This is a genomic window from Bacillus sp. V3B, from assembly GCF_024494465.1.
Classification (GTDB): Bacteria; Bacillota; Bacilli; order Bacillales; family Cytobacillaceae; genus Bacillus_BD.
In genome coordinates this window covers 16,489-41,622 of sequence record NZ_JAETXM010000026.1, presented here as the reverse complement: position 1 = coordinate 41,622, position 25,134 = coordinate 16,489, and the positions used below count along the sequence as shown (strand labels likewise).

Here is a 25,134-nt window from a genome sequence, read left to right as displayed (position 1 = left end):
AAAACGATTTCTTTCCATTACAGTGGAATAAATTGATTAAAGCTCTTATAGGGAGAATAGGAACTCATCAAGAATCCCTTTAGTGGTTAGACATAGCCTGCATGAATACTCCCACCACTTAATTTTCTAACGAAATTTTGAAGTCGGGGTTTCTAGCGTATCGAACATTTCCGAACGCTTAACGCTAGTGGAGTTGACACAGTGGTGTGCTACAAACACCCAACCCCTCTATCCCATTGGTCTTGCCTTTGGGACTTCTTTTATATGATTTTAGATTGTGGATTCCATACATTTACGGTTTCTTTTGTTACACATGCCACAGCTTTTTTTAAAATAGTCGCAGCACCATTTACATCAGCGTTTATGATCCACCCTTGACCCGAACGATACAAACCTCGTTTTATTCTTATTCCTGAAAACTGTTTTTTACCTTCATATTCTCCATAAGTAGGAATCTCATCACCATCAAGGAAACTTGCTTTGGATGTATAGGACTCTTCAGCTACGACTACTTTAATCCCGTGTTCTGCAGCTTTATATTCCACCATAGTCATGAACAAACTATGCGGAATACTGACAAAAGATTGATTGTTTCGTTTTCCCATACTCATTTCTTGTTTCCAATCTTTATTTTTTCCAATAATAATGGTGTTTGTCTGTTCTGCTAAAGCCATTTTCAGCATTTCAGAACTGGCTTTATGAAAAAGATCCTTTATTTTAAGATGCCTTTTTTGATGTAAATGCTCTAACTTTTTTGATGTAAAAGAGCCTTCATTTGTTTGTTTTCCTTGTCTTAAAACACTGAGGAAATGCGCTTTCCTTTTATTGTAATACTGATTAACGGATTTGATATTTTTGCCCTTTACCAATAAAGGTTGACTACCTGTATTCGTAACAATGGCTGCAAGGTTATCGACTCCTAAATCAATACTCATATATCGTCCATTATCTACATATTCTTTATGTTCAGTAGGAACATCCATAACTAACTCCACTACATACTCATTGTATTGGGGGATCACGCGAACTTGTTTTAATTTCCCTTCACAATAGCCTAGTTTCCCTATGTTTAATTGTTCTTTTGTTTTAGGAAACTTTAAAAATTTATCATTTTTAATGACGCAATCTTGATTCGTGAAAACGACTTCCTTCTCCATTGAACGAATATATTTTGGTATTCTTGGTTTTCCTTTATATTTTAATGGATTCTGCTTATAGTCTTTTAAACTAGCATAAAAAGACTTCCAATTTTGAAAGACCATTTTCATTACCCCTTGGCTTGATTGTGTTGGAAGGGAACGATAATCCTTTTGTCCCATTATTTTAAATAAACTATCCAAAAGATGGTAATCCACATATGGGTTTTCTCTTGAAGGTTTTTCAAACAAGTTGCATTTAACTTCTTTTCTCTTTTCTTTTGGTTTAGCTTGTTGTTTTTCCGTACTTTTTTGATGAGCAATCAATTGAACCTCATTCATTTTACCTAGTTTATTATGAATGATATCCAACACTTCTTTTTGAAGCGGTTGAAGTTGTTTTTCTACAGTTAAACCTGTATACACCTGACGTATGTAAAAGTTAGTTGTATTGTACATTTTTTTTGCATGTTGAGTCATCGTTTGAAAATACCCATACATGCGATGACCTTTTTTAATCCAAATCTGATGTGTTTTATACTTGTTTTTTGTTTCATTTTCCTTTGGCATTTTATTCACCCCCTTAAAAACATTATACCGAATATACGTTCCTAAAGGCAAATGATATCATTCTCTATAATAAAAAACCGCCAATTCACCCCCTCCTTAATTTTCCAAAGAAAATTTGAAGAAGGGGTACTCTTGGCAATATTGATAGAATTTTTCACAACCGGATGGCTTTATCTATTCTTTTTCCATGACTTTATCAATTTTATCAATAAACATTTGAAATACTCTTTTCCTTTCTTCCAAGTCCTTAATACTCACCTTTAGTTCATTATACTTATGTTCAAAAGGCTTATTATACAGTTCACGAATATTTCGAATAATATCTTCATTAACCGTTGATTGAACTACCTGCTTGGTGATGCTGAATTTGTAAGAATATACTTGAAGTTCACGTCTAACTTCTTCATATTCTTTATCTATCCCATTTAATAAATCACAAATTTCCTTTTTCCATTCTTCTAATGCGCTTTTCACATGTGATTCCATCAAAATCTCCTCTATCTTACTTATTATTATATAATTGAATAAACTAAAAAGAGCTTTTCTATCCATTTTATCAATTAACCTTTTCAGTTTCTTTTCTATTCGATTACATAACTTCGTTTTTTTATTAAATAGAGGTAACATGCTCAAGGATAAAATAAAAAGCTACCAATTTTGAAGTTAAGTAGTTCCGATAACGTGGAGAACAAGCAAAATAACAGTAGATTTAGTACACAAAACGCTTGATCTTTAATCAAACGTCAATTTGCAGGCAAAAAAGGGTAACAACCATCTTTATTCAGTTTCACACTGAATAAAGATGGTCATTTTTGCTATATCACTAGAGATCAGTCTAAAAGAAACTTAAAACTATTATGAAATTAATTCCATATAATAGCTAGCTTTAAGTTTTTTAATACGATTACTTTCTATTCCCATTCCAACTGTTAATTGTTAGTCGTTTTCACTGAATCTTGCAACTGATCACTACGAAGGAATTCCTCTATCCGTTCCGCTGCCTCAGCAAGTTTTTCAGGAGATTGAACGAGGGCCATTCGTACGAAACCTTCCCCTTGCTTTCCAAAAGCGCCACCAGGAACAACAGCCACTCCTGCCTTTTCAATTAATTCAAACGCAAATGAACGAGATGTCCAACCGTCAGGTATTCTTGCCCAAACAAACATCGTGGCAGGAGACATCGCTACTTCCCAACCTGCCTTTTGCAATCCTGAAATCAAGATATTTCTCCGATACTCATACTCTTTTACCTGATCCCCAAGTACAGAATAGTCCGATGTAAGAGCGGTTACTGCTGCCATTTGAATCGGATAAAACACACCATAGTCTATATGTGACTTCAGCGAAGCCAATATATGAATCGCTTCCCTATTTCCCACAACATATCCTATCCGACAGCCTGCCATATTAAATGTTTTAGATAGAGAATTAAACTCAATCCCTACCTCTTTCGCTCCTGGGACAGACATGAAACTAGTTTGAGGATGATTATCGAAGATTAGTTCAGAATAGGCAAAATCATGAACGACAAGGATATTATGTTTTCTTGCAAACGATACAACTTCTGCAAAAAAGGTTTCATCTGCTAACGCTGTTACCGGATTTCCAGGATAGCTGATAATCATCATTTTTGCCTTCTCTAAAACGTCTAGTGGAATTCTATCCAACTTTGGTAGAAATTGATTTTCTTCTACTAATGGCATCGGATAAATGGAGCCACCCGCGATTGTCACGCTTGCTTCATAAATAGGATAACCTGGATCAGGCACGAGAACATATTCACCTGGATTAACCATTGCCGTAGCCAAATGGGAAAGCCCATCTTGAGAACCCATCAACTGTAAGACTTCTTGATGTGGGTCAAGTTCTACTCCATAGCGTTTTTTGTAAAAGTAACCGACTGCTTCATTGAATTCATCAATTCCTTTTAATGTATACCCATATTTTGAGGTGTCCTTACTATACTCCACAAGAGCATCCACCACGAACGATGGAGGCGACATATCAGGGCTTCCAACACTCAAATCAATAACATCAATTCCTTTTTTAATCGCTTCCTGTTTTTTGTTGGCCAACTCTGTAAAAATACCAGTAGTTAATTTTTTCATTTTCTCAGATGCTACAAGATTCATGGTCTTGTCCTCCTCTTAACCTCTACATTTTGTTTATTCGCCATTAATTTTGCTAGCCATTTTATGTTTAAATGTTACCATATTTTTAATAAGGGGTTATCTGATCATTATTTTATTTTGTTGACATTAGGATAAAATATCCTATATAATTTATCTTCAATTAAGATATTTTTATTTCTAATTAACTATCCAAAACAAGCATAACAAACTCATAAATTTATGTTCTGATTATGTGAATAATAGAATTGAGATGCAACTAACAAAATCATAACAATGAAGAAGGAGCGATTGATCATGCTAAGAAAATTAGATCACAACAAAATGGGACGTAGTAACCTCGGATGGCTAAATAGTATCTTTCACTTCTCATTTGCAGACTACTATAATCCAAAAAATATGAATTTTGGCGTTTTAAGAGTCATCAATGATGATTTGATTGCACCTAAAACCGGATTTGATACACATCCACATCGAGATATGGAGATCATCTCATATGTAGTTGATGGTGAACTTACACATGGAGATAGTATGGGAAATCAAAAAACGGTCACTCGTGGACATGTTCAATATATGAGTGCCGGAACAGGTGTACTTCACAGTGAGTACAACCATGGTGACAACGTTTTAAGATTGTTGCAAATTTGGGTATTGCCTGACCAACGGGGATATACTCCTAATTATGGGGATTATCGATTTGATTGGGACGACAGACTTAACAACTGGCTTCATATGGTGTCAAGTAAAGCAGGTGATGCACCTATTAAGGTGAATCAAGATGTAAACTTCTACTCATTAGAACTTGAAAAAGAACAAGTCATCCATTTTCCTGTTAAAGAAGGAAGACAAGCATACTTAGTTCAAATTGAAGGTACTTCTGACATCAATCAAATTCCTTTAGTTGGTAGAGATGCACTAGAAATTGTTGAAGAAGACATTCAAATCAAAGCAACTGAAACCTCTCACTTTTTATTGATTGAGATGAAACATGGTGCCTGACACCTTAAAAGGACACTCCCACCGAGAGTGTCCTTTTAAGGTGGACAAATAAATAAGAGAGAACAATGAACCAGTCTCTCTAAATGTTGAAACTCCTTTACATAGAATGTGCTTGGCTTATATTAAGCGAATCGCATCTTCAATGAATTTTTTTGATACGACCGATTGTGTTCTATTAATATTATAAACAAGGTAAAAATATCTTTCATGATCGAAATCCTCGATATCGTACATATGAATCAAATTTCTCGCATCATATTCTTTTGAAGCAATTTCTGAAATAATTGAAATACCGATCCCTTCCTTCACAAACTGCATTAAACTCTGACCGCTATCTGTATAAGCGATAATATTCATTTGATCTTTCGTAACCTTATTCTCTTTCAAGAACTTTTCAAGAATAGAGTTCGTTCCTGAATTAGCATTTCTCATTACAAAAGGGTAGTTCAGAATCTCTTGGATATGAACCGGGTTTTTGAACTCAATATCCTTTGGTGAAATGAGCACTAATTTTTCTTTTAACAAGGGTATATAGTGAAGTTTTTCACTATCGTATTTTTCACCTAAAATCCCAAGGTCTACAGATCCATTTAATACTTTCTCCGCTACAATTTTTGAAGAGGATTGATTAATATGAAACGTGACGAGAGGGTACTCATCTCTATATTGCTTTACCATTTTTGGGATCATATATTGCCCTGGTACAGAACTAGCCGCAATTCGAATATCTCCCCTTAATTCTGTCATCTCGTGACTTAAATCAAGTAAGGCTTGATCTTTTAATTGTAATAGTTTTAATGCCCATTCATACAAACGTTCTCCATAAGGTGTAAGGATGCTTTCTCTTCCTACACGATCGAAAAGTCTAACATTCAGCATTTTTTCTAGCGAATGAATATGTGTGCTCACGGTTGATTGACTTAAATAAACATCATCCGCAGCCTTAGAAAAGCTTTTATGTTCAACCACTTTCGTAAAAATATACAGTTGATGTAAATCCATCCACACTACACCTCAATTTATTAAAACGATTAATTAGTATCTAAATAGTAGATAATTCTAATACTATAATAACACTAATAGCTAACAGACATAACGAATCGTATGAATAATTATTGACATTTTGAAAATCCGACTTTTTTTTCCATCGTATTAAACATTCTATCCCAGTAACGTCCCCTTCCCCCTTTACATATCCTAAAGTGACATAAATATCGAGGTGATGCTATGCGTTACAACCAAGGATACAATTACTACTCACATACTCAGCAATTTTCTCCCGTCTTAACGGGCAGTATAACCCCTACCTCAAGACTTCGAGAAAATCGAGAAAGGATCGGTAGGAGATCAACTGCCCGTAAAGATCCGATAAGTACAGTTAACCATCAGTGGAGAATAAAGAACCCTCCCACTAATGGAAGTTTTCTTTATAGAAATAACCCTACTTTTACCATGGCAGTAGAAGGGCAAGGTCAAATAACCGTAAAACCTGATCAGGCCAAACTAACTTTAGGTGTCGTAACAGAAAATCTTAATGTACAGCTAGCCCAACAAGAAAATGCAAACATTTCAAATCAGGTAATTGATGCGTTAAAACAAATGGGCATTGAAGAAACTTCGATAAGAACAACCATTTACTCAGTTTATCCTCGATATGATTATATTGAAGGAAAATCAATCTTAAGAGGCTATGAAGTAGAGCATCTATTAGAAGTGATTGTCAAAGACCTTTCAAACGTTGGGGTCGTGTATGATGTCGCTATTAAAAATGGAGCAAATCGCAGCGGCGGAATCCAGTTTCTAGTAGCAAATCCAGATGTTCATTATCGAGAAGCACTAAAAAGGGCTATTCATAATGCAAGAGAAAAGGCTGAAGACATCGCCCAAACCATCGGGACAACGCTAACAAAAGTCCCTATTAAAATAATCGAGCAGGGTGAGCAACAGGAAAGAGTCTATCCTGCATTTTCTACTCAAGTTGCCGCTGCTACAACAACTGAAACACCACCAATCCAAACAGGAGATTTTACGATCGATGCACGTGTGAAAGTCGTTTATGCTTATAGTGGATAACTAAAAAGGAATACGTTATTGCCTGATAGAACTCTTCATCCTATTTAAACAAACGTTTGTTTAATAGGGCAAAATAGCCGTTACCAAGCCCTTTTTGATAACTTAATCAAACGTTTGTTTAACAGATAACCCTGTTCAATAGTTGGAGCACAGCAACCCTATTAACCCTTTAATATTCTCTTCGCTTCTAACAGTCTTTTCGTACCTGTTATTAATTCAACAACGATATAAACAATCGTCCAAAACACTAAAATAGAAACGAATAATGGTTTTAAATTCATTTAATCTATTATAAGGATTTGTATTTATTGATTTTTCCGATAGTAATTTGTCAAATAGATTCTTATCCCATATGATCAATACTTCACAAACTTTTACACTTCATTTTTTTCAATAATATACCATTCCTATCACTCTTCATGAAACTTTTCCACTTTGTTATCCGTAAATAAATAGTGAAACTACTTTGAAAGGAGACACTATGGGAAACATATTTTTATTTTCACTCATTATAGGTTTAGCATCTGCACTCGTACTCATCCCCTTCTCTAAATCAAAAAAAGAGGATAAACAACCAAAACTAGGAATTATTTTAACAACAATCATTCTTTTAGTCATAATTATTTTTGCCTTCTATTACATTAGTAATCTTGACCGAAATTTGTCTTCCCTATGGTTCTTTGCTGTTATCATAACAGCGGTAGGAGCTGCACTATCATCTGGAAAAGAACGATTCATTAAAGCGTTTCTTTGTTTAGGGAGTCTTGTCTTGAGCATTTATTTTCTAACTGCATTTATTTTTAACGCGGATGAAAAATATGAAGTTGCTAACATGACGGAAAAAACAGAAATAGAAACGTTTGACGAAAAAGAAACACCTGCAAGCGTTCCACCAAAGTTTGCCCGCAACAAAATGAAGAAGGCGTTCGGACAAGTTCCGAATACAAGCTATTATGAACTTGGAAACCTCCAAATTCAAAAGGTAAACGGTGAATACGTTTATATTGCACCTGTTGAATTTTCTGGTTTCTTTAAATGGTGGAACGGTGATGTAACCCCTGGTTACTTTACCATCAGTGCCACTGACTCTTCTGCTAATCCTAAATTTATGAAAGCAGAAATGGCTTATACTCCATCATCCTTCTTCCATAAAAATCTTAAACGTCATATTCGTATGCAGTATCCAGAGCTTATTTTTCATGGTGATGTTCAACTAGAGATTGATGATAAGGGAAAACCTCATTATATCCGTTCATATGGTGAATTTATTTCTGCCCGAAATGGATTTGATGTAAAAGGAATCGTGATGGTAGAACCAATGACAGGTGATACGAAAATGTATCCTTTAGCCGAGATTCCAGCGTTTATAGACGGTGCGGTTGCGCCTGAAGTGGTTAGTTTACAAAATAGTTATTTTGGAAAGTATATTCATGGCTTTTGGAATAGCCTATTTGGTAAATCTGACGTAAAGCTTCCTTCAGATGAAGGTACCGAAACGAATGTCAGCCCTATTTTTGATGAAAACGGAGACATGTATTATTTCACTGATTTTACTAGTCCAAAAGAAGGCGTTGACTCGATGCTTGGGTATTCACTAACCAACTCAAGAACGGGTGAAGCAATATACTATACCGGTAATTTAGAAAATTCCTATATGGATTCACAAGGAGCCTTGCAAATTATTGAAAAGAAATTCATTGAAAAGAAATGGAATGGAGAAATGCCCGTGCTCTATAACTTTTATGGGGAAGCTAGTTGGTTAACACCCGTATTAGATGCAAATGGCTTTCTGCAAAATTACTTTATCGTTTCGGCATCTAACCCGGAAATTTCTGTTTATGCCGCTACCCCAAATGAAGCTTTAAAACAATATAAAACAGCCTTACAACGCGGTGGTAGCTCTGTTGATGGCAGTTCAAAAGCAGAGGAAAAACAAACAAGTGGAACAGTTGTGAGAGTGTATAAAGAAAAATCAAGTGATTTCACACTTGTTTCCTTCTTATTAGATAACCGTCAAAGCTATAGCATTTCTTCTGAAAATACACCAATGGCCATTTACCTACAAGAAGGTGACCAAGTAAATATTACCTACATGGACACAGGAGAAGAATTCTTACCTGTAAAAGAGATCGTAATTGAAGATTTAGAATAAGGTTTCCTAAAAAAGGATGAAGCTCATTTACTGAAGCTTCATCCTTTTTTTACTATAAAGCTATGTTCATGATGATTTTTGTAGAATTGCCCGCGTACACCAAAGACATTTAAGCAGAAGCACTATGGTTTAACAAATCCTATTATCATAAAATTACTTTTCAATGAATCGGTTGATCAACAAATTTCCCATAGTCAGGAATAGCAATCTGATCAAATTCTTTCACAAGCTTTTGTAAACTATCTGTCAATAATTCACCTGACATAGGTAAGCCATGTCCTGTCACTGCTACAGATGGTTTTAGGGCTTCTAATTTTTTTACAGACTCCTTAGACGTCTCCCAATCTGGAGTTAAATATCGTGGTGGACCACTGATTTCTTGTTCCTGTGTTAATACTTTATAAAGATACTCCTGCTTCACCGTAACAAATGCATCCCCTACAATTAAAGCTCTATCTTCCGCTCTAAAAAGAGAGATATGCCCTGGTGTATGTCCTGGCGTGTGGATCCAGCGGAATTCAGGCATATGTGGAACACTTCCGTTAGAAGGAAGGATTTCGACTTGATTTCCTAAATTAATCGGTTCATTCGGGAACATGGGTGACATTTTTGAAACCATTCCACCCTCAACCGTCGAATCGGGTTCTGGATAACTCATTCTTCCTGTAAGGAAAGGTATTTCCAATTCATGAGCATATACAGGAATTTGCCAATGCTTCACTAATTCAATGATAGCCCCAACATGATCAAAATGACCATGTGTCAAAATAATGGCTTTCGGTCGACTATTTACGCCAAAACGATCCTCTGTCACTGAGATGATTTTGTCAGCAGATTCCGGCATACCCGCATCGACCAATACAAAATCTTTTGTATTAGGATCACCCACTAAGCAAATATTAACGATTTGAACGGTATGGCAGAACAAATCTGGCAATACATCTATCTCAACACCACTTGAGACCGATGTGGCGGGAATATATTTATAATCACTCCCGTACGAAACCTGTTTATCCATTGAAAGCCCTCCTTGTCCAAATAACGATGAACCCTGATTAGTTTTCTCTCCATGTTTTTATTTATGTAACAAAAAAGATGGGTTATTTTTTAAGTATAAAAAATCATGACAGTTTTAAACTAGAATGGGAGGTGAAATTCATATGACTAACGAATGTTTTTATTGCACCCATGATGCAGGAGAAAATGAAAGTCATCTAGTCACGTTTCATGTTACCAACAGTGAGAGAGAAGAAATATTATGCGAGGAATGCTATCAAGAGTGGTTACATGGAATTAAAGAGTAACCACATATCCAATAGTCACTATACATAAAAAGGATGGGACTGTCGATGTCAGACCACCACAATACACTATCTAGGAACATGATGCTAGATCAATGCAATTTTGTGGATGTCAGACACCTTATGGGACAGTCCCATTCTTTTTGCATTCCATTAGAAAGGTTTTTATTCTCATTACTTTCACCCTGGAGCGATTTAATAAATACTCTCTATCTTTCAATAGATAGATTCTTTATCTTTTTGAAAAAAAAGTTGCTTTCAGCTTGGATAACGGTCAAACTTAAGTAGATAGATAATCCATTGAAAGAATTGTAGGTGACTAACATGATTGAGATCAAAACTTCAACGATCAGTGATGGGGAATTCAATAGAGGAGTGTTCGCAAAACAGGATATAGCAAAAGGCACACTGTTTCATGAAGCACCCGTTATTTCCTATCCAAATGCAGAGCATGTTCACATCGAGAAAACATTACTAGCTGATTATGCATTTGAATATGGTATAAACCACACAGCCATCCTTTTAGGGTATGGGATGCTATTTAACCATTCATATACACCTAATGCGATATACGATATTAACTTCGAAAACCACACATTTGACTTTTTTGCCTTTAAAGATATAAAAGCAGGTGAAGAGATCTTCATTAATTACAATGGAGAGGTAGACGATAACGAACCGCTTTGGTTTAATAAAGAGGAAGATGAGCAAAGTAAGGAATAGACCATTGGGTTATCTTTTTCTTAAGAATACGGTTAAAAGAATCGCCTCCCAACAAAAGGGGCGGCGATTCTTTTATAAATTCATAAATTTTGTCCCCTATAGTATAGCCTTTGCATTGAAAAATTGCTTCACCTTTTGACGAAAAAGGCACCAAAAAAAGGAACTCTTGAGAAGTTACTTAACAAATGATCGTTTGAACGCCCCATTCCTCTATCATCCATTTGATACCTTTTGTCTATGTGTCACTTTTTCTTGCCATATATGCTTCACAACAGTTACCGGATGATACAAGAGCATCCATGGACCAGAAAAGATCATAACCTCTTTTATTTTTTGACGGTAGTCTGGTTTATAACAATGGACAGGACAGTATGAACAAAAGCTTTTCTCTTCACCAAATTGACAAAATGATAGTCTTTGCATCGCATAGTTATCTAGATCCTGACATTCTTCACACAGTTCATGGCGATGATGATGCTTCTTCCGACAATAAACTTCAATCATTTTCGTGACCGTCTCTTTTTCTTTTTGAATTCTCGGCCCATTATTGAGTTCTCTTGTTTGTCTAGTTGTCACCGTTCATAAACCTCTTTTCTTCATAGATTTAAGGCATCTTATATAAACCATATCATAGAATTCTTTTACGTTATTTGATTTATATCACATAATCAGAAAAAAGAGTGGAAGCTAGATACAGCAAACGAAATTACAAAACCACACACAACTTAATCATAGATACTGCACCTCTACCCCAATGGAATGATAAGGTGATATTCATTTTTCCAAAATAGTATATCGAAGTTTTATATACCTTCCACTACTTTGATAATATTCATATAAAACCATTTTTTACTTTTTAAATATAATAAGTATTCATATAAACACCAAAAAAACTCCTGTTGTAAACGACATGTTTTTTATCCTACACAATCAAGTCTTCTACAAAGAAGTTTTTCTTTAAGTAAGGGCTATCGGTTATTTAATTCCCGCCAGCTTTGTTACCGTTGTTTTTGTACTAGCCGTTTTTTCCTGTATTGGATCTGCTGCTTGTTTTGCTCGCTTAATAAAGAAAGCAAGTATAAAGGCAATAGCGATAATAAAAGTAGAAATAAAGAAAGTAAAATTAATTCCTTCTAACATAGCTTCCACTGCAATTTGCTGTTGCATTTCAGTTGTTGGTTGCCCTACAACATCTGTCAACAAGTTAGCGGTATAGGTTTCCGCACGTTTGGACATGACGGTGACCAATAACCCTGTACCTATTGCTCCTGATACTTGATTTAATGTGTTATTCATCGCCGTACCATGTGGATAAAATCGTGTTGGCAACTGATTTAAGCCATTAGTAGAAATCGGCATCAGTACGAGAGACATACCAAACATACGTATGGCGTGCAAAATCACTAAGTGGTTATAAGATGTTTCAAATGTTAATTGACTAAAAGAATAAGTCGCTACCGTTGCAATCCCTAAACCGATGATAGCTAATATACGTCCTCCAAACTTATCAAATAACCGCCCTGTAATGGGTGACATGATAGACATCACAAGTGCTCCTGGGAGTAGCATTAGCCCCGCATCCATTGGCGATATTCCACGGACCGTTTGGACATAGATAGGCAAGAGTAAAAAACCAGAAAACATAGCCATATTCATAATCATCGTAATCGATGATGACAGTGCAAACATGGGAAATTTAAACACGCCAAAGTTAAGCATAGGCCGTTCTAGTTTTGATTGGCGTAAAATAAACGAAATTAAAGAAACAACCCCAATAATGATCGTCAAATAGACAACAGGACTATCCCATCCTTTATTACCAGCAGAACTAAATCCATATAATAAACCGCCAAAACCAACACTAGATAATAAAAGCGAGAACAAGTCAAGCTGAATATTCACTTTCTCCTTTTTATCTTTAAGCAAGAAAAAGCCGAGCAATAGGATCACAACGGCGATTGGTGTAACAAAGTGGAATAGCATTCTCCAGTTATAATGTTCAACAATCCATCCCGATAGAGTTGGGCCAATTGCTGGTGCAGACATTAGAATTAATCCAAAGACACCCATCGCTGCTCCCCGCTTTTCAATTGGGAAACTTACCAACATCACATTCATTAATACGGGCATCATGATTGCTGATCCAGAAGCTTGAACCATACGTGCTATTAATAAAATAGGGAAAGCATGGGCAACACCCGCAATCAATGTCCCGATTGTAAACAAACCCATGGCAGTTAAAAATAAACGCCGAACGGAATATTTTTGAATTAAAAATGCCGTAGCTGGAATCAAAATCCCGTTAACTAGCATAAAACCTGTTGTCAGCCACTGCACAGTTGTTGCCTCAATATCCAAATCTATCATGATCGATGGGAGAGCAATATTTAATAATGTATTATTTAAAAATGTAATAAAAGCACCAACCATTAGGACAGCAAGTATCCCATATGGTGGACGATCTGCCTTTTTTATGGATTGATTCATTATGGTCCCTCCCTATATACATTGAGTTCATTAAATTGAACTATAGTTTCATATAAGCTATATCATAAACCAGGAAATCAAATATTGCAATTTAAAAATATCGGTACTCATTCAGGTGTTTTCTATATATATTCAACTAAATTCTCTTCTTTATGAATCCGTCATTACTTAATAATATTCCAGAAATATTAGGAGAGTTAGGGGGTAAAGAGGAGATATATTGAAGGAACACGTCTTAGGGATATTCCAAAACAATATAGACATTAACTATTTAAACATAAAAAAAGCGAACAATCTCCTGTTCGCTCTTTGATTCTTTATAATTGAATCAACGGATAAAGCCATGGAAGGATGATTGAAGTGAGTATGGCTGCAAGTCCCATGGCCATACTTGACACAGCCCCTTGAATAGGTCCTTCCTTTACTGCCTGGCTCGTACCAATTACATGTGAGACTGTTCCAATACCAAGACCTCGTGAAAATGGATCCGTAATCTTCATCCAATTTAAAAAAGTTGAAGCAAATACTGCACCGAAAATACCTGCGATAATCACAAATGCGGCAGCCAATGCCGGATCTCCACCAATAAGAACAACCGCTTCAATTGCCACAGGCGTTGTAACCGCTTTGACAGCAGCTGTGGCTTGAATTGTTTCAGTTAGTCCAAAAGCTTTAGATAACCAAACCGCAGAAATAATTGTTGATAAAGTTCCGATAAATAGTCCAAGAAGAGCAGGAATTAATTTTTCCATAATAACGGCCCGGTTGTGGTACAAAGGTACAGCAAGTGCCACAGTAGCAGGTCCTAACAGATAAGTCATCCATTCTTTCGCTGTTGTATATTGTTCATAGGTTATATCCATTGAATAAAAAATAATGATGATGACAATTGTTGCCGTCAGTACGGGTGTTGTGACGGGCGATGATACACGTATCGAAAGCCATTTTGCTCCGATGTACACGACAATAGTTAGCACAATGCTAATGAGAGTTAGACCGTTCACGCTTTGTCTCCTCCCTTCTGGACAGATACTGTGTCAATCCCGATGTTATCAGTAAACCGACAATAGAACTTCCTCCAATCATAATCAGCAATTGTAACCCACTAGATTGAATTAACCCACCATAATTCATTAATCCCACTGCAAATGGAATAAAAAAAAAGGCAAGGTGTTTATTTAAAAAAGCTGCCGCCCTCTCGATATACCGTACTTGAAGAATTCCGCTTACTAACAATAAATATAATAAGACCATACCAAACACGCTTGCTGGTACGGGTAAATGGAGAAAGCTAACAATAAAATCAGATAGCGTATAGATCGCCCAAATCACAAATAATTGAGCGAAAAAAAGTAAAGCCTTTTTCACAACCTAACATTCCTTTCACTAAGCAAAGCGCTAACGCTAGAACTTTTCAATTTTCAAATTTTAAAATTCCCTTCAAGAAAGATCATCCGTCTTCCTTTTTAGAGTTACTCTTCCCGTCCCTCCACTCCTTTTATACTGCACGGGTGATTCACCCATTGTTTTTGTAAAAGTCCTTGTGAAATAGTTTGGATTTTCATATCCAACTAATTAGGCAATTTCTCGAACTTTCATTTCCGTATTAATTAATAACCTTTTCGCTTCCCCCATTCTACGATAAATCATATAGTTGATAGAAGATTCTTCAAACATCATAGAAAAAAGAGTTTCAATTTGATCAGAATACTCATTTCTCCTGATAAAAGGTTTTACACCCTTTGAAATAATATCATATTTTGGAAAACCTTCTATTATTAAATTAGCAATCCCATAATAATAAGTGGCTAAAGGATTACTAAATGAAGACTTTTCTTCGTGAATAACCCCGTCATCCTAAATCAATAAATCCCCTGTTTGTGCAAAATAAGATTGGTCATCTATTAAGAAGTTTCCCTCTCCATTAGATATATAAACAATTTCACTCAAATCATCATGTTTATGGGAAGGATATCCTCATTTGGTACATCGTTTATGAATTGAATCATATATTGAACTTAGGATTATTCATTTTTTATCTTTATTACGATCGTAAGTTTAAATTTATGAGAGGAATTTATAATCATGAGCCAACCGTTTTCTAGTTTAAAACGAGACGAAGTTTTAAAGAAAATGCAAAATGAGGAATTTGATTTACTAATCATTGGAGGAGGTATTACTGGAGCAGGAATTGCTTTAGACGCGGCAAGTCGTGGAATGAAAGTTGCTCTTGTTGAAATGCAGGATTTTGCTGCAGGAACGTCCAGTCGCTCATCCAAAATGATTCATGGGGGCCTCCGCTATTTAAAGAAACTTGAAGTGAAAATCGTTTCAGAAGTAGGGAAAGAAAGAGCCATTGTCTATGAAAATGGTCCACATGTGACAACACCTGAATGGATGATCATGCCAATCTATAAAGGCGCTAAATTTGGAAGATTCCTCACCTCTATTGGACTACGACTTTATGATTTTTTAGCAGGAGTGAAAAAATCAGAACGAAAGAATATGCTAACGAAAGAGCAAGTACTACAAATGGAACCTAAGTTTAAACAAGATGGGTTAGTCGGCGGCGGTCGTTTTGTTGAATATCGATCAGATGATGTTAGATTAACAATTGAAGTAATGAAAGAAGCGGCAAGCCTTGGTGCAACCGTTATTAATTATACAAAGGTCACTGATTTTATTTATCAAGAGGGGAAATTGGTCGGAGTTTCAACAATCGATCAGTTAAATGATCAGGTTAGTGAAATACGCGCAAAGAAAACCGTCAATGCTGCTGGTCCGTGGGTCGACAATTTGAGAGAGAAAGATCGTTCTTTGAAACATAAGAAATTACATTTAACAAAAGGAATTCATCTCGTTTTTGATCAAAGGGTATTTCCATTAAAACAAGCCGTTTATTTTGATACTCCAGATAAGCGGATGATCTTAATTATTCCAAGAGATGGAAAAACGTATGTCGGCACGACCGATACTGCTTTCAAAGGTGATTTAGTACACCCTCGGATGACCGCTAATGACCGAGATTACATTATAAATGCCATTCATTTTATCTTTCCTGACTTAGAACTTAAAGCAAGTGATATCGAATCTAGTTGGGCAGGCGTAAGACCGTTGATACATGAAGCGGGAAAAGGGCACTCTGAAATTTCAAGAAAAGATGAAATTTGGGAATCCGAATCCGGATTAGTAACCATTGCTGGTGGTAAGCTAACAGGCTATCGAAAAATGGCAGAAAAGATTGTTGATTTACTATCTTCTCAGTTCAAGCAAGAGGATGGAACATTATTTTCTTCATGCAAAACGAAAAAGATGTCTATCTCAGGTGGTCATGTTGGCGGATCACAAAATTTTCTGACCTTCGCAAAAGATAAAATGGAGCAAGGAATAGCAATCGGTTTAAACAAAGAAACCTCATCTAGACTTGTTAATATGTACGGATCAAACATTGAAAAAATTTTTGAACTGATCCAGCAAAATGAAAAAGAAGCGGAAACATTCGGACTACCGGTCGACCTTTATGCCCAAGTTCTCTATAGCCTTACAGAGGAATTTGCTTATACACCCGTTGATTTCTTTCTACGACGAACAGGGGCCCTCCTTTTTGATCTTGATTGGGTTAAAAAATGGCAGACACCCGTGATAGAAATGATGAGCAAAAAACTCGGCTGGAGTTCCAAGCAGAAAGAAAGCTTTCAAGCAGAATTAGAAAAACAATGGCATGATCTTACCGTTCCGATTGATGAAGAATAAAAAACAAGGGAGTCATACTTTAATGAAGCACTGATTCCCTTGTCTTTTTTTCGTGTTTATCTCCTGTGCATTTTGACTTTATAAACTGTCCTCCTATCCAAGTTGAATTGTCTGGTTATTACGCTGCTTCTATAGCTGCCTTTACCTCGCCAACAATGCCATTGCTTGTCCTCGTTGACCCTGAAATAGCATCAACTTGAACACTGTTTTCTTCTACGATCCATAACAAAGACAACGGATATGATATGATAAAATTGGCATCCCAGTATAAAGAAGGATGGACAAACTCTCGCTTCTATAGCAAGGTCTAATATCATTCGATCAAACCATTGTATACAAATAAGGAGGGCTGATTTTATGACGAAATTAACAACCCCGTTTTCACTAAAGGGCTTAACGTTAAAAAACAGAATTGTCATGGCACCTATGTGTCAATATTCAGTAGAAGCAAAGGATGGGATTCCAAACGATTGGCACTTTGTTCATTATGTTTCAAGAGCTGTTGGAGGAACCGGACTCATCATCATCGAGATGACAGACGTGGATCCAGATGGACGCATTTCGGATTATGATTTAGGTTTATGGTCCGATGAGCAGATTCTTCCCTATCAAAGAATCGTAAACGAAGTTCACAAATACGGAGCCAAAATTGGGATACAAATTGGTCATGCTGGCCGTAAAGCACAAGATGCGGTCCAGCCAGTTGGTCCGTCTGACGTTCCTGTCAATCGTTTAGCTGACGAAAGCAGACAAGGAGAAGTGAAACAACCAAGAGCACTGATAACGGAAGAAGTAAAGGTTATTATCACTCAGTTCAAAGATGCGGTTAGACGTGCTGTTGCAGCGGGGTTCGATACGATAGAACTCCATGGGGCGCATGGCTATTTGATTCACCAGTTTCACTCACCAGGGATTAATACTCGAAAGGATCAGTACGGACAAGACTACTCTAGGTTTGGGGTAGAGGTTATCGAAGCAGTTCGCAGTGTGATTCCTGAAGAAATGCCTCTTATCATGAGAATGTCGGCTATTGAATATATGGACGGTGGTTATAATTTAGAGCATTCTATTGCGATAGCAAAACGCTACAAAGAAGCTGGTGTAGATATGTTCCATGTATCCAGTGGTGGGGAAGCACCTCCAGGAAAGTTAAAGCCAGCAAACCATCCTGGATATCAAATTCCTTTTGCTCGTGCATTCAAGGAGGCATTAAATACACCTGTTATTGCGGTAGGACTTCTTGAAGACCCCCATCTTGCAGAAGCAACCGTAGCAAATGAAGATGCCGAACTTATCGCCGTTGGCCGTGGGCTTTTACGTGATCCATACTGGGCTCTACATGCCATTGAGACTGTATCCAAACAGATCGTACCGCCTGTTCAGTATAAAAGGGCATTTAGGTCAGAACAGTAAATCAAGAGATTATCGACCTTTCATTTTAATCAGTAATCAGAATGTCAATACATTGGCAGCCTGATTACTGATTAACTAGATGATAAAATGAAAATATAAAATGGCTTATAACCCTATTTTTGACCAATTGAATAATGATCCTGGATCCGTTTTTCTTCCTGGTGCATATTCATCATGCCCAACTATGTAAGTTCAAGCTTTTTTAATAGAAGGGTTTCGTACCAATATATCCTCAAGTAATCTGTTAAGTGCTTGCTACTGGGCGTCCGTGTATCCTAAATGATCAGGGCTAATAGAACGATAGACAGAATCAGAAATCATGGAACGCATTTCATCATTCGTACCAATTGCCCTCAGTTCAATCCCTATTGAATAGTGATTCAATTGATCTTTATATTGTGGGAAGTTGGGTAAAACCCCTTTGCCCGCATGGTACGCTACCCTATTTTCAGGTACTAGATCATAAGTTTCTCCCTTTCTACCAACCATATAGTGTGCTGATACCCCATAATCAACAAAAATCTTACTTATATCTTGAACACGATAAGGATCTTGAGAAGAATATTATATTAATCAAATTCGCCCCGCCGAATTTGCGCCCGGATTTTTATCGAGCTCGCTCGATAAATGACCTTTAAAAAATCCGAGGCATCCGCCGGAGGCTTAACTTCATTCAGCCGGGGTTTGAACCCCCACTGAATCAGAGAGCTTTTTGCATTCATCCCCCACTTACAGAAGTGGAGGACTTCTGCTAAATGAAGTTAAAATTTTTGATAAAATTCAAGCATAAGAAAATAAGCAAAAAAATAGCCCTTATTTAGGGCTTAACCTAACAACGGTCTACTCTTATAAGGGAGCTCTCCAACTATCCTCTATAATTCTATCCCCATTAGGAACAATTCATTTAATCTATCCCAAGAACTATTTTTATCATTCTCTTGTAAATCAATCATACCCTTTAGTTCTGCTAGGCTCGATTCAATATATGTGTTAATCGCACCAATTCTTTTTCCTTCTCCAACTTCAGGGGCTTCCATTTTTACCTTCAAAAGATCCCCAATAATGGGTTTCATTGATGCTTCTAGTTCAGCCTCCATTAATTCTGAAAATAACACAGGTGGCGAAACCTTTTTATCTAAAATCCATTTACATGCAAGGATCGGTCTGACTACATAGAAGTAATTCTTAAGTCGTACATAGTCCCCTTTTAAATATTTTCGGTAATTACTATGAGCAGTGCTCAAATAATGATATAAGCTTGCTTTACAAGAAAAGAAGGAGTCAATTTCTTTCTTCAATTCCTGATAATATGATGTAGTCTTATAAATAATTGGTGAATAACTCCACTCAAATAGCGTTGGATTTGACTTATACAAAAGCCTAAGTGCCTTTTGCAAATCCCAACCATTAATATCTAGCGTATCATCTAATTGCCACTCAATAACATCTCTTGCTTTATCTAATTTCAAATAATACTCCTTTGGTCTAACATAAATAAATCTTACGTCATAATCGCTATCCGGAGAAGCAAACCCCCATGCTCTACTTCCCGATTCGATTGCATGGACAATCTTAACATTTTCTTTTTCTTCTATCTCAGACAGTTTTACTTTAATTACCCTTTCCATATTATTCCTCACACCGCCCCATTTTTTCTCAATAGCATTAGTATCTCCAACCTTTATTTATAAAGTTATTCATAAGTCAAACTTTTTTCTCCACCAGCCCTACTTATAATATTGTCTAAGCTACTTTTTAAAAACACAATTAAAACACGAATACTAAGGAGAAAATTTAATGATGAAAGTTGAATTTAAGGATGATCAAGAAGAAATATACGAAACCTGAGGATATTTTTTTGTTTGACATTGGATCGAAAAAGTTAAACAATTTACCTCTGAAATGAAAACAAATGCTTGTACATGGTAATAAAGAATTAGTAAGTATGGTAGACAGTCTCGTTAATTATCTATGTGACTTATCTCTATTTCGATTTATGCACTGTTTAACTTAGACAAATCTAAGCTAGCTTCTAAGCTTTAAGTTTTTCCGAATAACCTTTCCCCCTCTGTGAAAACTAAAGGAAGACTAGGACAACTGATTTTAATCACAACAAGGAGGGGTATCAAATGGTTTCTTTTAATGATATTGTAAAGGCTCATGAAAAGATGATGGACATCGTACATAAAACTCCTTTAGATTACTCACATACATTTAGTCAATATTCAGATAACAAGGTTTATTTGAAGCTTGAGAATTTACAAAAGACGGGATCCTTTAAAGTACGCGGATCCTATAATAAAATGATTTCGTTGAGAAAAGAAGAATTACAGCAAGGGGTCGTTGCTGCTTCTGCAGGAAATCATGCACAGGGTGTTGCCTATGCCAGTACGATGCTCGGCATTCCTTGTACAATTGTCATGCCAACAGGGGCTCCCTTAAGCAAAGTGCAAGCAACGAAAACATACGGTGCAAATGTCGAATTACAAGGAGCCGTATTCGATGAAGCTCTTGCCTATGCTTTAGAGCTAAAAGATCAAACAGGTGCTGCTTTTGTTCATGCTTTTGATGATGAGGCCATCATCGCTGGGCAAGGAACCGTTGGACTGGAAATTATGGAACAGCTTCCTGAAGTCGATGCCATTATCTGTCCGGTAGGTGGAGGTGGATTAATTGCTGGGCTGGCAGCAGCAGTAAAAGAGAAAAATCCATCCATCCAAGTATACGGAGTGGAAGCAATGGCCTGTCCAAGTATGGCGCAGTCACTGAAGGCAAAGAAACCACTTACAGTCGATGCGAGCCCAACAATGGCAGATGGCATTGCCGTTAAAAGACCAGGAGAACATACCTTTCGGTTAGTTCAACAATACGTGGATGAGATGCTCTCAGTTAATGAAATGGAAATTGCGCAAACGATGCTCATGCTGCTTGAGAGAAACAAATTACTAGTGGAAGGATCTGGAGCCGTTTCACTTGCTGCCATGTTATATGAAAAACTTCCTATTAAAAATAAGAAGGTTGTAACAGTTATAAGCGGAGGAAACGTAGATGTAAGTTTTATTTCGAGAATCATTGAAAGAGGAATGGTAGAAGCCGGACGTTTTATGCATTTCACGACTCTTCTTAAAGATAAGCCAGGGAACCTTGAGAAAATCCTACAGGTTGTAACGGAACGACAAGGAAATATATTGGACATTTCCTTAAGTCATATGGGAGATAAAATTTATCCGAGCTATGCACAATTATCCATGTCTGTTGAAACAAAAGACCGACAACACATTGAAGAAATCTTTAAGGCATTGAAGAAAAAAGGATACATAACGGAAATGAGCTAAATGAAAATAGTTATTTTCCTTTTTACGTTCCTTTTACACAATGAAAGCGAATAAAGAAGGTACAACTACTCCATTTTGTTAATTCTACCTTCTAAGCTTTTTTATTTGTTTACATAAATAAATACATACTACTATAATTAGATTATACATATTAACTATTTCCTATGATAGAAAGGAGCCCACCTTTGACCAAGTTTCTCACAAAAAGAAATATATCCACCTTTATTGTCATTCTCCTTATAGCATTATTGTTTTATTTTATCCTTCCTGTTTCCGTTCCTTTAATTGGAGCACTGATTACAGCATTGTTCCTTGAGCCTTTGGTCCGCTTTATTCAGAAACGCACCAATTTAGGGCGGAAGATTACAGTTAGTATCACCTTTATTGCATTTGTGATCTTAATTGGATTCTCTGGTTATGTTATTACTACAAAGGTTATCACTGAGGCAATAAACATTGTAGAAAATGCCCCAAGGTATGTAAATGATATCACGAATGTCTGGTTTGATGTCCAAGAACGTTTTGTAGAAGCGGCTGAAGACCTACCTACTGAACTTGTACATGAAATCAACGATCGTGGTGAAGAATTTCTAATAAACGCAAGAGATGATTTATTGGCGTTTATCAACATCAATAACTTGAAAGCTCTACTAACGAATATACCCAATTTTCTTGTTAGTTTTCTCGTTTATTTAATTGCCTTGTTCCTTTTCCTACTTGATCTGCCACGACTTCGTCAAGGGTTTTATAGTTTTCTATCAGAGAAAACAGCAGAGAAGGTTCGCTTCATGACTTCGCGACTATCGAGTGTGATTATTGGATTCTTTAAAGCACAATTTCTTGTAAGCATCATTATCTTTGCCGTATCACTGATTGGACTATTACTTATTGTGCCTGAAGTCGCCTTATTCATGTCCCTCGTCATTTGGTTGATTGATTTTATTCCGATTATCGGCTCCATAGCCATTCTCGGCCCGTGGGCAATCTTTCAACTATTAGCTGGTGATATCGTCATAGGGATGAAGCTTGCTATTTTAGCAGCTGCACTATTAATTATTAGAAGGACTGTGGAACCTAAAGTGATGGGAACGCATATCGGCCTATCACCACTCGCAACGTTAATTGCCATGTATCTTGGTTTAAAATTAATTGGCATGGCTGGATTTATCATTGGACCACTAGTGATTATTGCCTTTAATACTGCTCGAGAAGCAGGAATTATTAAACTGAATTTCAAGATTTAAAACGGACATTTACGTCCGTTTTTTTGATTTAATGAACCCTCTGTACAAGCCACAAATGATATCATCCTAGTTGCAAAAAATGAAAAAAGAAACAGAACCCCCCCCCCCCAATATTTACTGCTTCCTTTTTTAAAACGATTTATAGGAGCTGTTCCAAAAGCAAAGGTGTCAGACACCTTATGGGACAGCCCCTACAAATCGCCTAAATAAATTAGATGTAACATTTTGCTGAAAATATGTTTTCAGCAAAATATCACTATTTAAGTATAAAGAAGACTTCCATCAGTGGGACAAAACTTAAGTACATATTTTATTTCTAATTTCATATATTTTTCTAAGGTAAATTGGTTTTACCCATTAAATATCTATCACATTCTCTTGCTGCTTCTCTACCTTCATTAATGGCCCAGACAATCAGACTTTGGCCTCGACGCATATCACCGGCAGCAAATACCCCTTCAATGTTTGTTTTATATTTTCCATACTCAGCCTTTACATTTGAACGTTCATCTGTTTCAACATTTATTTTTTGAAGGAAGTTTTGCTCTGGACCACTAAACCCAATTGCAAGTAATACTAACTGTGCAGGCCAGATTTTTTCTGTACCTGGAATTTCTTTTCGAATTCGTCCACCATTTTCATCAATGGTCGTTTCAACATTAATAGTATGAATCTCTTTGACATGACCGCTTTCATCTCCAACAAACTTTTTCGTCATCACGGCATAGGCTCGAGGATCTTCTCCGAAAACAGCTGCTGCTTCTTTTTGACCATATTCAACGCGATGAATGACCGGCCATTGTGGCCATGGATTATCATCAGTCCGGACATCACCCTTTTTCTCATAAATATCAAACTGTGTTAAGCTTTTGCATTTATGTCTGACAGAAGTGGCCAAACAATCTACACCTGTATCTCCACCACCAATGACGACCACATCTTTATCTTTTGCTGATATATACTGACCATTCTCAAGGTTAGAATCTAATAGACTTTTTGTATTCGCATGAAGAAAGTCCATCGCGTAATGAACTCCCTTTAACTCTCTCCCTTCTACATTTAAATCACGATGCTTTGTTGCACCCCCACATAGAACGACCGCATCAAATTCTGATTGTAACGTAGAAATTGGATAATCCTTGCCCACTTCTGTATTTGTCATAAACGTAATCCCCTCTGCTTTAAGAAGATTTACTCTTCTCTCAACAACAGAATAAGGAATTTTCATTTCAGGTATCCCATATGTTAAAAGACCCCCAACACGATCATGGCGTTCAAAAACAGTCACATGGTGTCCTGCTTTATTAAGTTGGGCAGCGCAAGCCAATCCTGCTGGACCGGAGCCAACAACCGCTACCTTTTTATCCGTTCGGATTTCTGGAATCTCGGGCTTCACCCACCCTTCCTTAAAACCTTTACGAATAATTTCTAACTCTATTGACCTGATGGCAACCGGTGGCTCATTAATTCCAAGTACGCAAGCTCCCTCACATGGTGCTGGACAAGCCAACCCTGTAAATTCAGGAAAGTTATTCATTTTATGTTCCCGCTTCAAAGCTTCTTCCCATTGCCCTTGAAAAACTAAATCGTTCCACTCCGGTATTAAGTGATGAACAGGACAACCAGAAGTCATCCTGTTTATGATCGTACCTGTATGGCAGGTTGGAATTCCACAATCCATGCAACGAGCACCTTGTTGTTTTAATTCATTTTCATCCAGAGGTAACGTATAAATATCCCAATCATCCGTTCGTGTTACAGGTTCACGTTCGGGCCTTGGTTGACGTCCATAATCCATAAAACCAGTTGGTTTTCCCAT

The 25,134-nt window shown here is 36.7% G+C and carries 21 protein-coding genes and 3 pseudogenes; 9 read left to right on the top strand and 15 right to left on the bottom strand.

The window, feature by feature from the left end:
* Positions 1-260: 260 nt before the first annotated feature.
* From JMM81_RS19270 to JMM81_RS19260, 3 genes are all read right to left on the bottom strand, one after another.
* Positions 261-1,706, bottom strand: a complete 1,446-nt coding sequence (locus tag JMM81_RS19270) for an RNA-guided endonuclease InsQ/TnpB family protein (protein WP_256243159.1) — start codon at positions 1,704-1,706, stop codon at positions 261-263.
* 174 nt (positions 1,707-1,880) lie between these two features.
* Positions 1,881-2,192, bottom strand: a complete 312-nt coding sequence (locus JMM81_RS19265) for a hypothetical protein (protein WP_256243158.1) — start codon at positions 2,190-2,192, stop codon at positions 1,881-1,883.
* Positions 2,193-2,635: 443 nt separating this feature from the next.
* Entirely contained in the window at positions 2,636-3,838 is a 1,203-nt protein-coding gene (locus tag JMM81_RS19260) for an LL-diaminopimelate aminotransferase (RefSeq protein ID WP_256243157.1), read from the bottom strand.
* A 294-nt stretch (positions 3,839-4,132) separates the two neighbouring features.
* On the opposite strand from JMM81_RS19260, the gene JMM81_RS19255 reads away from it, so the two are divergent.
* Positions 4,133-4,834 carry a pirin family protein gene (locus JMM81_RS19255; protein WP_256243156.1) on the top strand — a complete coding sequence of 234 codons (702 nt, stop codon included), beginning with the start codon at positions 4,133-4,135 and terminating at the stop codon, positions 4,832-4,834.
* Positions 4,835-4,951: 117 nt separating this feature from the next.
* Here JMM81_RS19255 and JMM81_RS19250 read toward each other — a convergent pair whose 3' ends face one another.
* Positions 4,952-5,836 (bottom strand): selenium metabolism-associated LysR family transcriptional regulator, encoded by an 885-nt coding sequence (locus JMM81_RS19250; RefSeq protein ID WP_256243155.1) that lies wholly within the window; start codon positions 5,834-5,836, stop codon positions 4,952-4,954.
* Positions 5,837-6,061: 225 nt separating this feature from the next.
* On the opposite strand from JMM81_RS19250, the gene JMM81_RS19245 reads away from it, so the two are divergent.
* Together JMM81_RS19245 and JMM81_RS19240 are read left to right on the top strand one after the other, a co-directional pair.
* Positions 6,062-6,907 carry an SIMPL domain-containing protein gene (locus JMM81_RS19245; RefSeq protein ID WP_256243154.1) on the top strand — a complete coding sequence of 282 codons (846 nt, stop codon included), beginning with the start codon at positions 6,062-6,064 and terminating at the stop codon, positions 6,905-6,907.
* A gap of 481 nt (positions 6,908-7,388) precedes the next feature.
* Positions 7,389-9,059 (top strand): hypothetical protein, encoded by a 1,671-nt coding sequence (locus JMM81_RS19240; RefSeq protein ID WP_256243153.1) that lies wholly within the window; start codon positions 7,389-7,391, stop codon positions 9,057-9,059.
* 160 nt (positions 9,060-9,219) lie between these two features.
* Here the strand turns inward: JMM81_RS19240 and JMM81_RS19235 are convergent, their stop codons facing one another.
* On the bottom strand, positions 9,220-10,077 hold the full coding sequence (locus JMM81_RS19235) for an MBL fold metallo-hydrolase (protein WP_256243152.1): 858 nt from the start codon (positions 10,075-10,077) through the stop codon (positions 9,220-9,222).
* Between the two features lie 142 nt (positions 10,078-10,219).
* Here JMM81_RS19235 and JMM81_RS19230 point away from each other — a divergent pair, with 142 nt between their 5' ends.
* Both JMM81_RS19230 and JMM81_RS19225 read left to right on the top strand, forming a co-directional pair.
* Positions 10,220-10,363 (top strand): hypothetical protein, encoded by a 144-nt coding sequence (locus JMM81_RS19230; protein WP_256243151.1) that lies wholly within the window; start codon positions 10,220-10,222, stop codon positions 10,361-10,363.
* Between the two features lie 321 nt (positions 10,364-10,684).
* Positions 10,685-11,083 carry an SET domain-containing protein gene (locus JMM81_RS19225; RefSeq protein ID WP_256243150.1) on the top strand — a complete coding sequence of 133 codons (399 nt, stop codon included), beginning with the start codon at positions 10,685-10,687 and terminating at the stop codon, positions 11,081-11,083.
* Positions 11,084-11,296: 213 nt separating this feature from the next.
* Here JMM81_RS19225 and JMM81_RS19220 read toward each other — a convergent pair whose 3' ends face one another.
* The 6 genes and pseudogenes from JMM81_RS19220 to JMM81_RS23165 form a co-directional block, all read right to left on the bottom strand.
* Complete coding sequence (locus tag JMM81_RS19220; RefSeq protein WP_256243149.1) at positions 11,297-11,659, bottom strand: nitrous oxide-stimulated promoter family protein; 363 nt, start codon at positions 11,657-11,659, stop codon at positions 11,297-11,299.
* Between the two features lie 399 nt (positions 11,660-12,058).
* A complete protein-coding gene (locus JMM81_RS19215) occupies positions 12,059-13,570 on the bottom strand; it encodes an MDR family MFS transporter (RefSeq protein WP_256243148.1) in 1,512 nt (503 codons plus the stop codon).
* Between the two features lie 317 nt (positions 13,571-13,887).
* A complete protein-coding gene (locus tag JMM81_RS19210) occupies positions 13,888-14,574 on the bottom strand; it encodes an LrgB family protein (RefSeq protein WP_256243147.1) in 687 nt (228 codons plus the stop codon).
* The gene (locus JMM81_RS19205) at positions 14,552-14,938 is read right to left on the bottom strand and encodes a CidA/LrgA family protein (RefSeq protein ID WP_256243146.1); all 387 of its coding nucleotides are present in this window, start codon (positions 14,936-14,938) and stop codon (positions 14,552-14,554) included. Before JMM81_RS19205 ends, JMM81_RS19210 begins: the two co-directional genes overlap by 23 nt.
* 72 nt (positions 14,939-15,010) lie before the next feature.
* A pseudogene (locus JMM81_RS23170) lies at positions 15,011-15,136 on the bottom strand (hypothetical protein); the annotation flags it as partial.
* Positions 15,137-15,427: 291 nt separating this feature from the next.
* Positions 15,428-15,532 (bottom strand): annotated as a pseudogene (locus tag JMM81_RS23165) (hypothetical protein); the annotation flags it as partial.
* Positions 15,533-15,655: 123 nt separating this feature from the next.
* Between JMM81_RS23165 and JMM81_RS19200 the strand changes: the two are divergent.
* Positions 15,656-17,323, top strand: coding sequence for a glycerol-3-phosphate dehydrogenase/oxidase (locus JMM81_RS19200; RefSeq protein ID WP_305367853.1), 1,668 nt, complete (start codon positions 15,656-15,658; stop codon positions 17,321-17,323).
* A 118-nt stretch (positions 17,324-17,441) separates the two neighbouring features.
* On the opposite strand, the gene JMM81_RS23160 is transcribed toward JMM81_RS19200, so the two are convergent.
* The gene (locus JMM81_RS23160) at positions 17,442-17,552 is read right to left on the bottom strand and encodes an FMN-binding protein (protein WP_375162418.1); all 111 of its coding nucleotides are present in this window, start codon (positions 17,550-17,552) and stop codon (positions 17,442-17,444) included.
* A gap of 128 nt (positions 17,553-17,680) precedes the next feature.
* On the opposite strand from JMM81_RS23160, the gene JMM81_RS19195 reads away from it, so the two are divergent.
* A complete protein-coding gene (locus JMM81_RS19195) occupies positions 17,681-18,736 on the top strand; it encodes an NADH:flavin oxidoreductase/NADH oxidase (protein WP_256243145.1) in 1,056 nt (351 codons plus the stop codon).
* 255 nt (positions 18,737-18,991) lie between these two features.
* Here JMM81_RS19195 and JMM81_RS19190 read toward each other — a convergent pair.
* Together JMM81_RS19190 and JMM81_RS19185 are read right to left on the bottom strand one after the other, a co-directional pair.
* Positions 18,992-19,276, bottom strand: a pseudogene (locus tag JMM81_RS19190) (N-acetylmuramoyl-L-alanine amidase); the annotation flags it as partial.
* A 332-nt stretch (positions 19,277-19,608) separates the two neighbouring features.
* Positions 19,609-20,364, bottom strand: coding sequence for a nucleotidyltransferase domain-containing protein (locus tag JMM81_RS19185; RefSeq protein WP_256243144.1), 756 nt, complete (start codon positions 20,362-20,364; stop codon positions 19,609-19,611).
* A gap of 501 nt (positions 20,365-20,865) precedes the next feature.
* Between JMM81_RS19185 and ilvA the strand changes: the two genes are divergently transcribed.
* Both ilvA and ytvI read left to right on the top strand, forming a co-directional pair.
* Complete coding sequence (gene ilvA / locus JMM81_RS19180; RefSeq protein WP_256243143.1) at positions 20,866-22,071, top strand: threonine ammonia-lyase; 1,206 nt, start codon at positions 20,866-20,868, stop codon at positions 22,069-22,071.
* Between the two features lie 185 nt (positions 22,072-22,256).
* Positions 22,257-23,315, top strand: coding sequence for a sporulation integral membrane protein YtvI (gene ytvI, locus JMM81_RS19175; RefSeq protein ID WP_256243142.1), 1,059 nt, complete (start codon positions 22,257-22,259; stop codon positions 23,313-23,315).
* Positions 23,316-23,649: 334 nt separating this feature from the next.
* On the opposite strand, the gene JMM81_RS19170 is transcribed toward ytvI, so the two are convergent.
* Positions 23,650-25,134, bottom strand: a complete 1,485-nt coding sequence (locus JMM81_RS19170; protein ID WP_256243141.1) for a glutamate synthase subunit beta — start codon at positions 25,132-25,134, stop codon at positions 23,650-23,652.

Coding starts and splice junctions, on each gene's coding strand:
- JMM81_RS19270 (WP_256243159.1), bottom strand. CDS start 1,706: ATGCCAAAGGAAAATGAAACAAAAAACAAGTATAAAACACATCAGATT.
- JMM81_RS19265 (WP_256243158.1), bottom strand. CDS start 2,192: ATGGAATCACATGTGAAAAGCGCATTAGAAGAATGGAAAAAGGAAATT.
- JMM81_RS19260 (WP_256243157.1), bottom strand. CDS start 3,838: ATGAATCTTGTAGCATCTGAGAAAATGAAAAAATTAACTACTGGTATT.
- JMM81_RS19255 (WP_256243156.1), top strand. CDS start 4,133: ATGCTAAGAAAATTAGATCACAACAAAATGGGACGTAGTAACCTCGGA.
- JMM81_RS19250 (WP_256243155.1), bottom strand. CDS start 5,836: ATGGATTTACATCAACTGTATATTTTTACGAAAGTGGTTGAACATAAA.
- JMM81_RS19245 (WP_256243154.1), top strand. CDS start 6,062: ATGCGTTACAACCAAGGATACAATTACTACTCACATACTCAGCAATTT.
- JMM81_RS19240 (WP_256243153.1), top strand. CDS start 7,389: ATGGGAAACATATTTTTATTTTCACTCATTATAGGTTTAGCATCTGCA.
- JMM81_RS19235 (WP_256243152.1), bottom strand. CDS start 10,077: ATGGATAAACAGGTTTCGTACGGGAGTGATTATAAATATATTCCCGCC.
- JMM81_RS19230 (WP_256243151.1), top strand. CDS start 10,220: ATGACTAACGAATGTTTTTATTGCACCCATGATGCAGGAGAAAATGAA.
- JMM81_RS19225 (WP_256243150.1), top strand. CDS start 10,685: ATGATTGAGATCAAAACTTCAACGATCAGTGATGGGGAATTCAATAGA.
- JMM81_RS19215 (WP_256243148.1), bottom strand. CDS start 13,570: ATGAATCAATCCATAAAAAAGGCAGATCGTCCACCATATGGGATACTT.
- JMM81_RS19200 (WP_305367853.1), top strand. CDS start 15,656: ATGAGCCAACCGTTTTCTAGTTTAAAACGAGACGAAGTTTTAAAGAAA.
- JMM81_RS19195 (WP_256243145.1), top strand. CDS start 17,681: ATGACGAAATTAACAACCCCGTTTTCACTAAAGGGCTTAACGTTAAAA.
- JMM81_RS19185 (WP_256243144.1), bottom strand. CDS start 20,364: ATGGAAAGGGTAATTAAAGTAAAACTGTCTGAGATAGAAGAAAAAGAA.
- ilvA (WP_256243143.1), top strand. CDS start 20,866: ATGGTTTCTTTTAATGATATTGTAAAGGCTCATGAAAAGATGATGGAC.
- JMM81_RS19170 (WP_256243141.1), bottom strand. CDS start 25,134: ATGGGAAAACCAACTGGTTTTATGGATTATGGACGTCAACCAAGGCCC.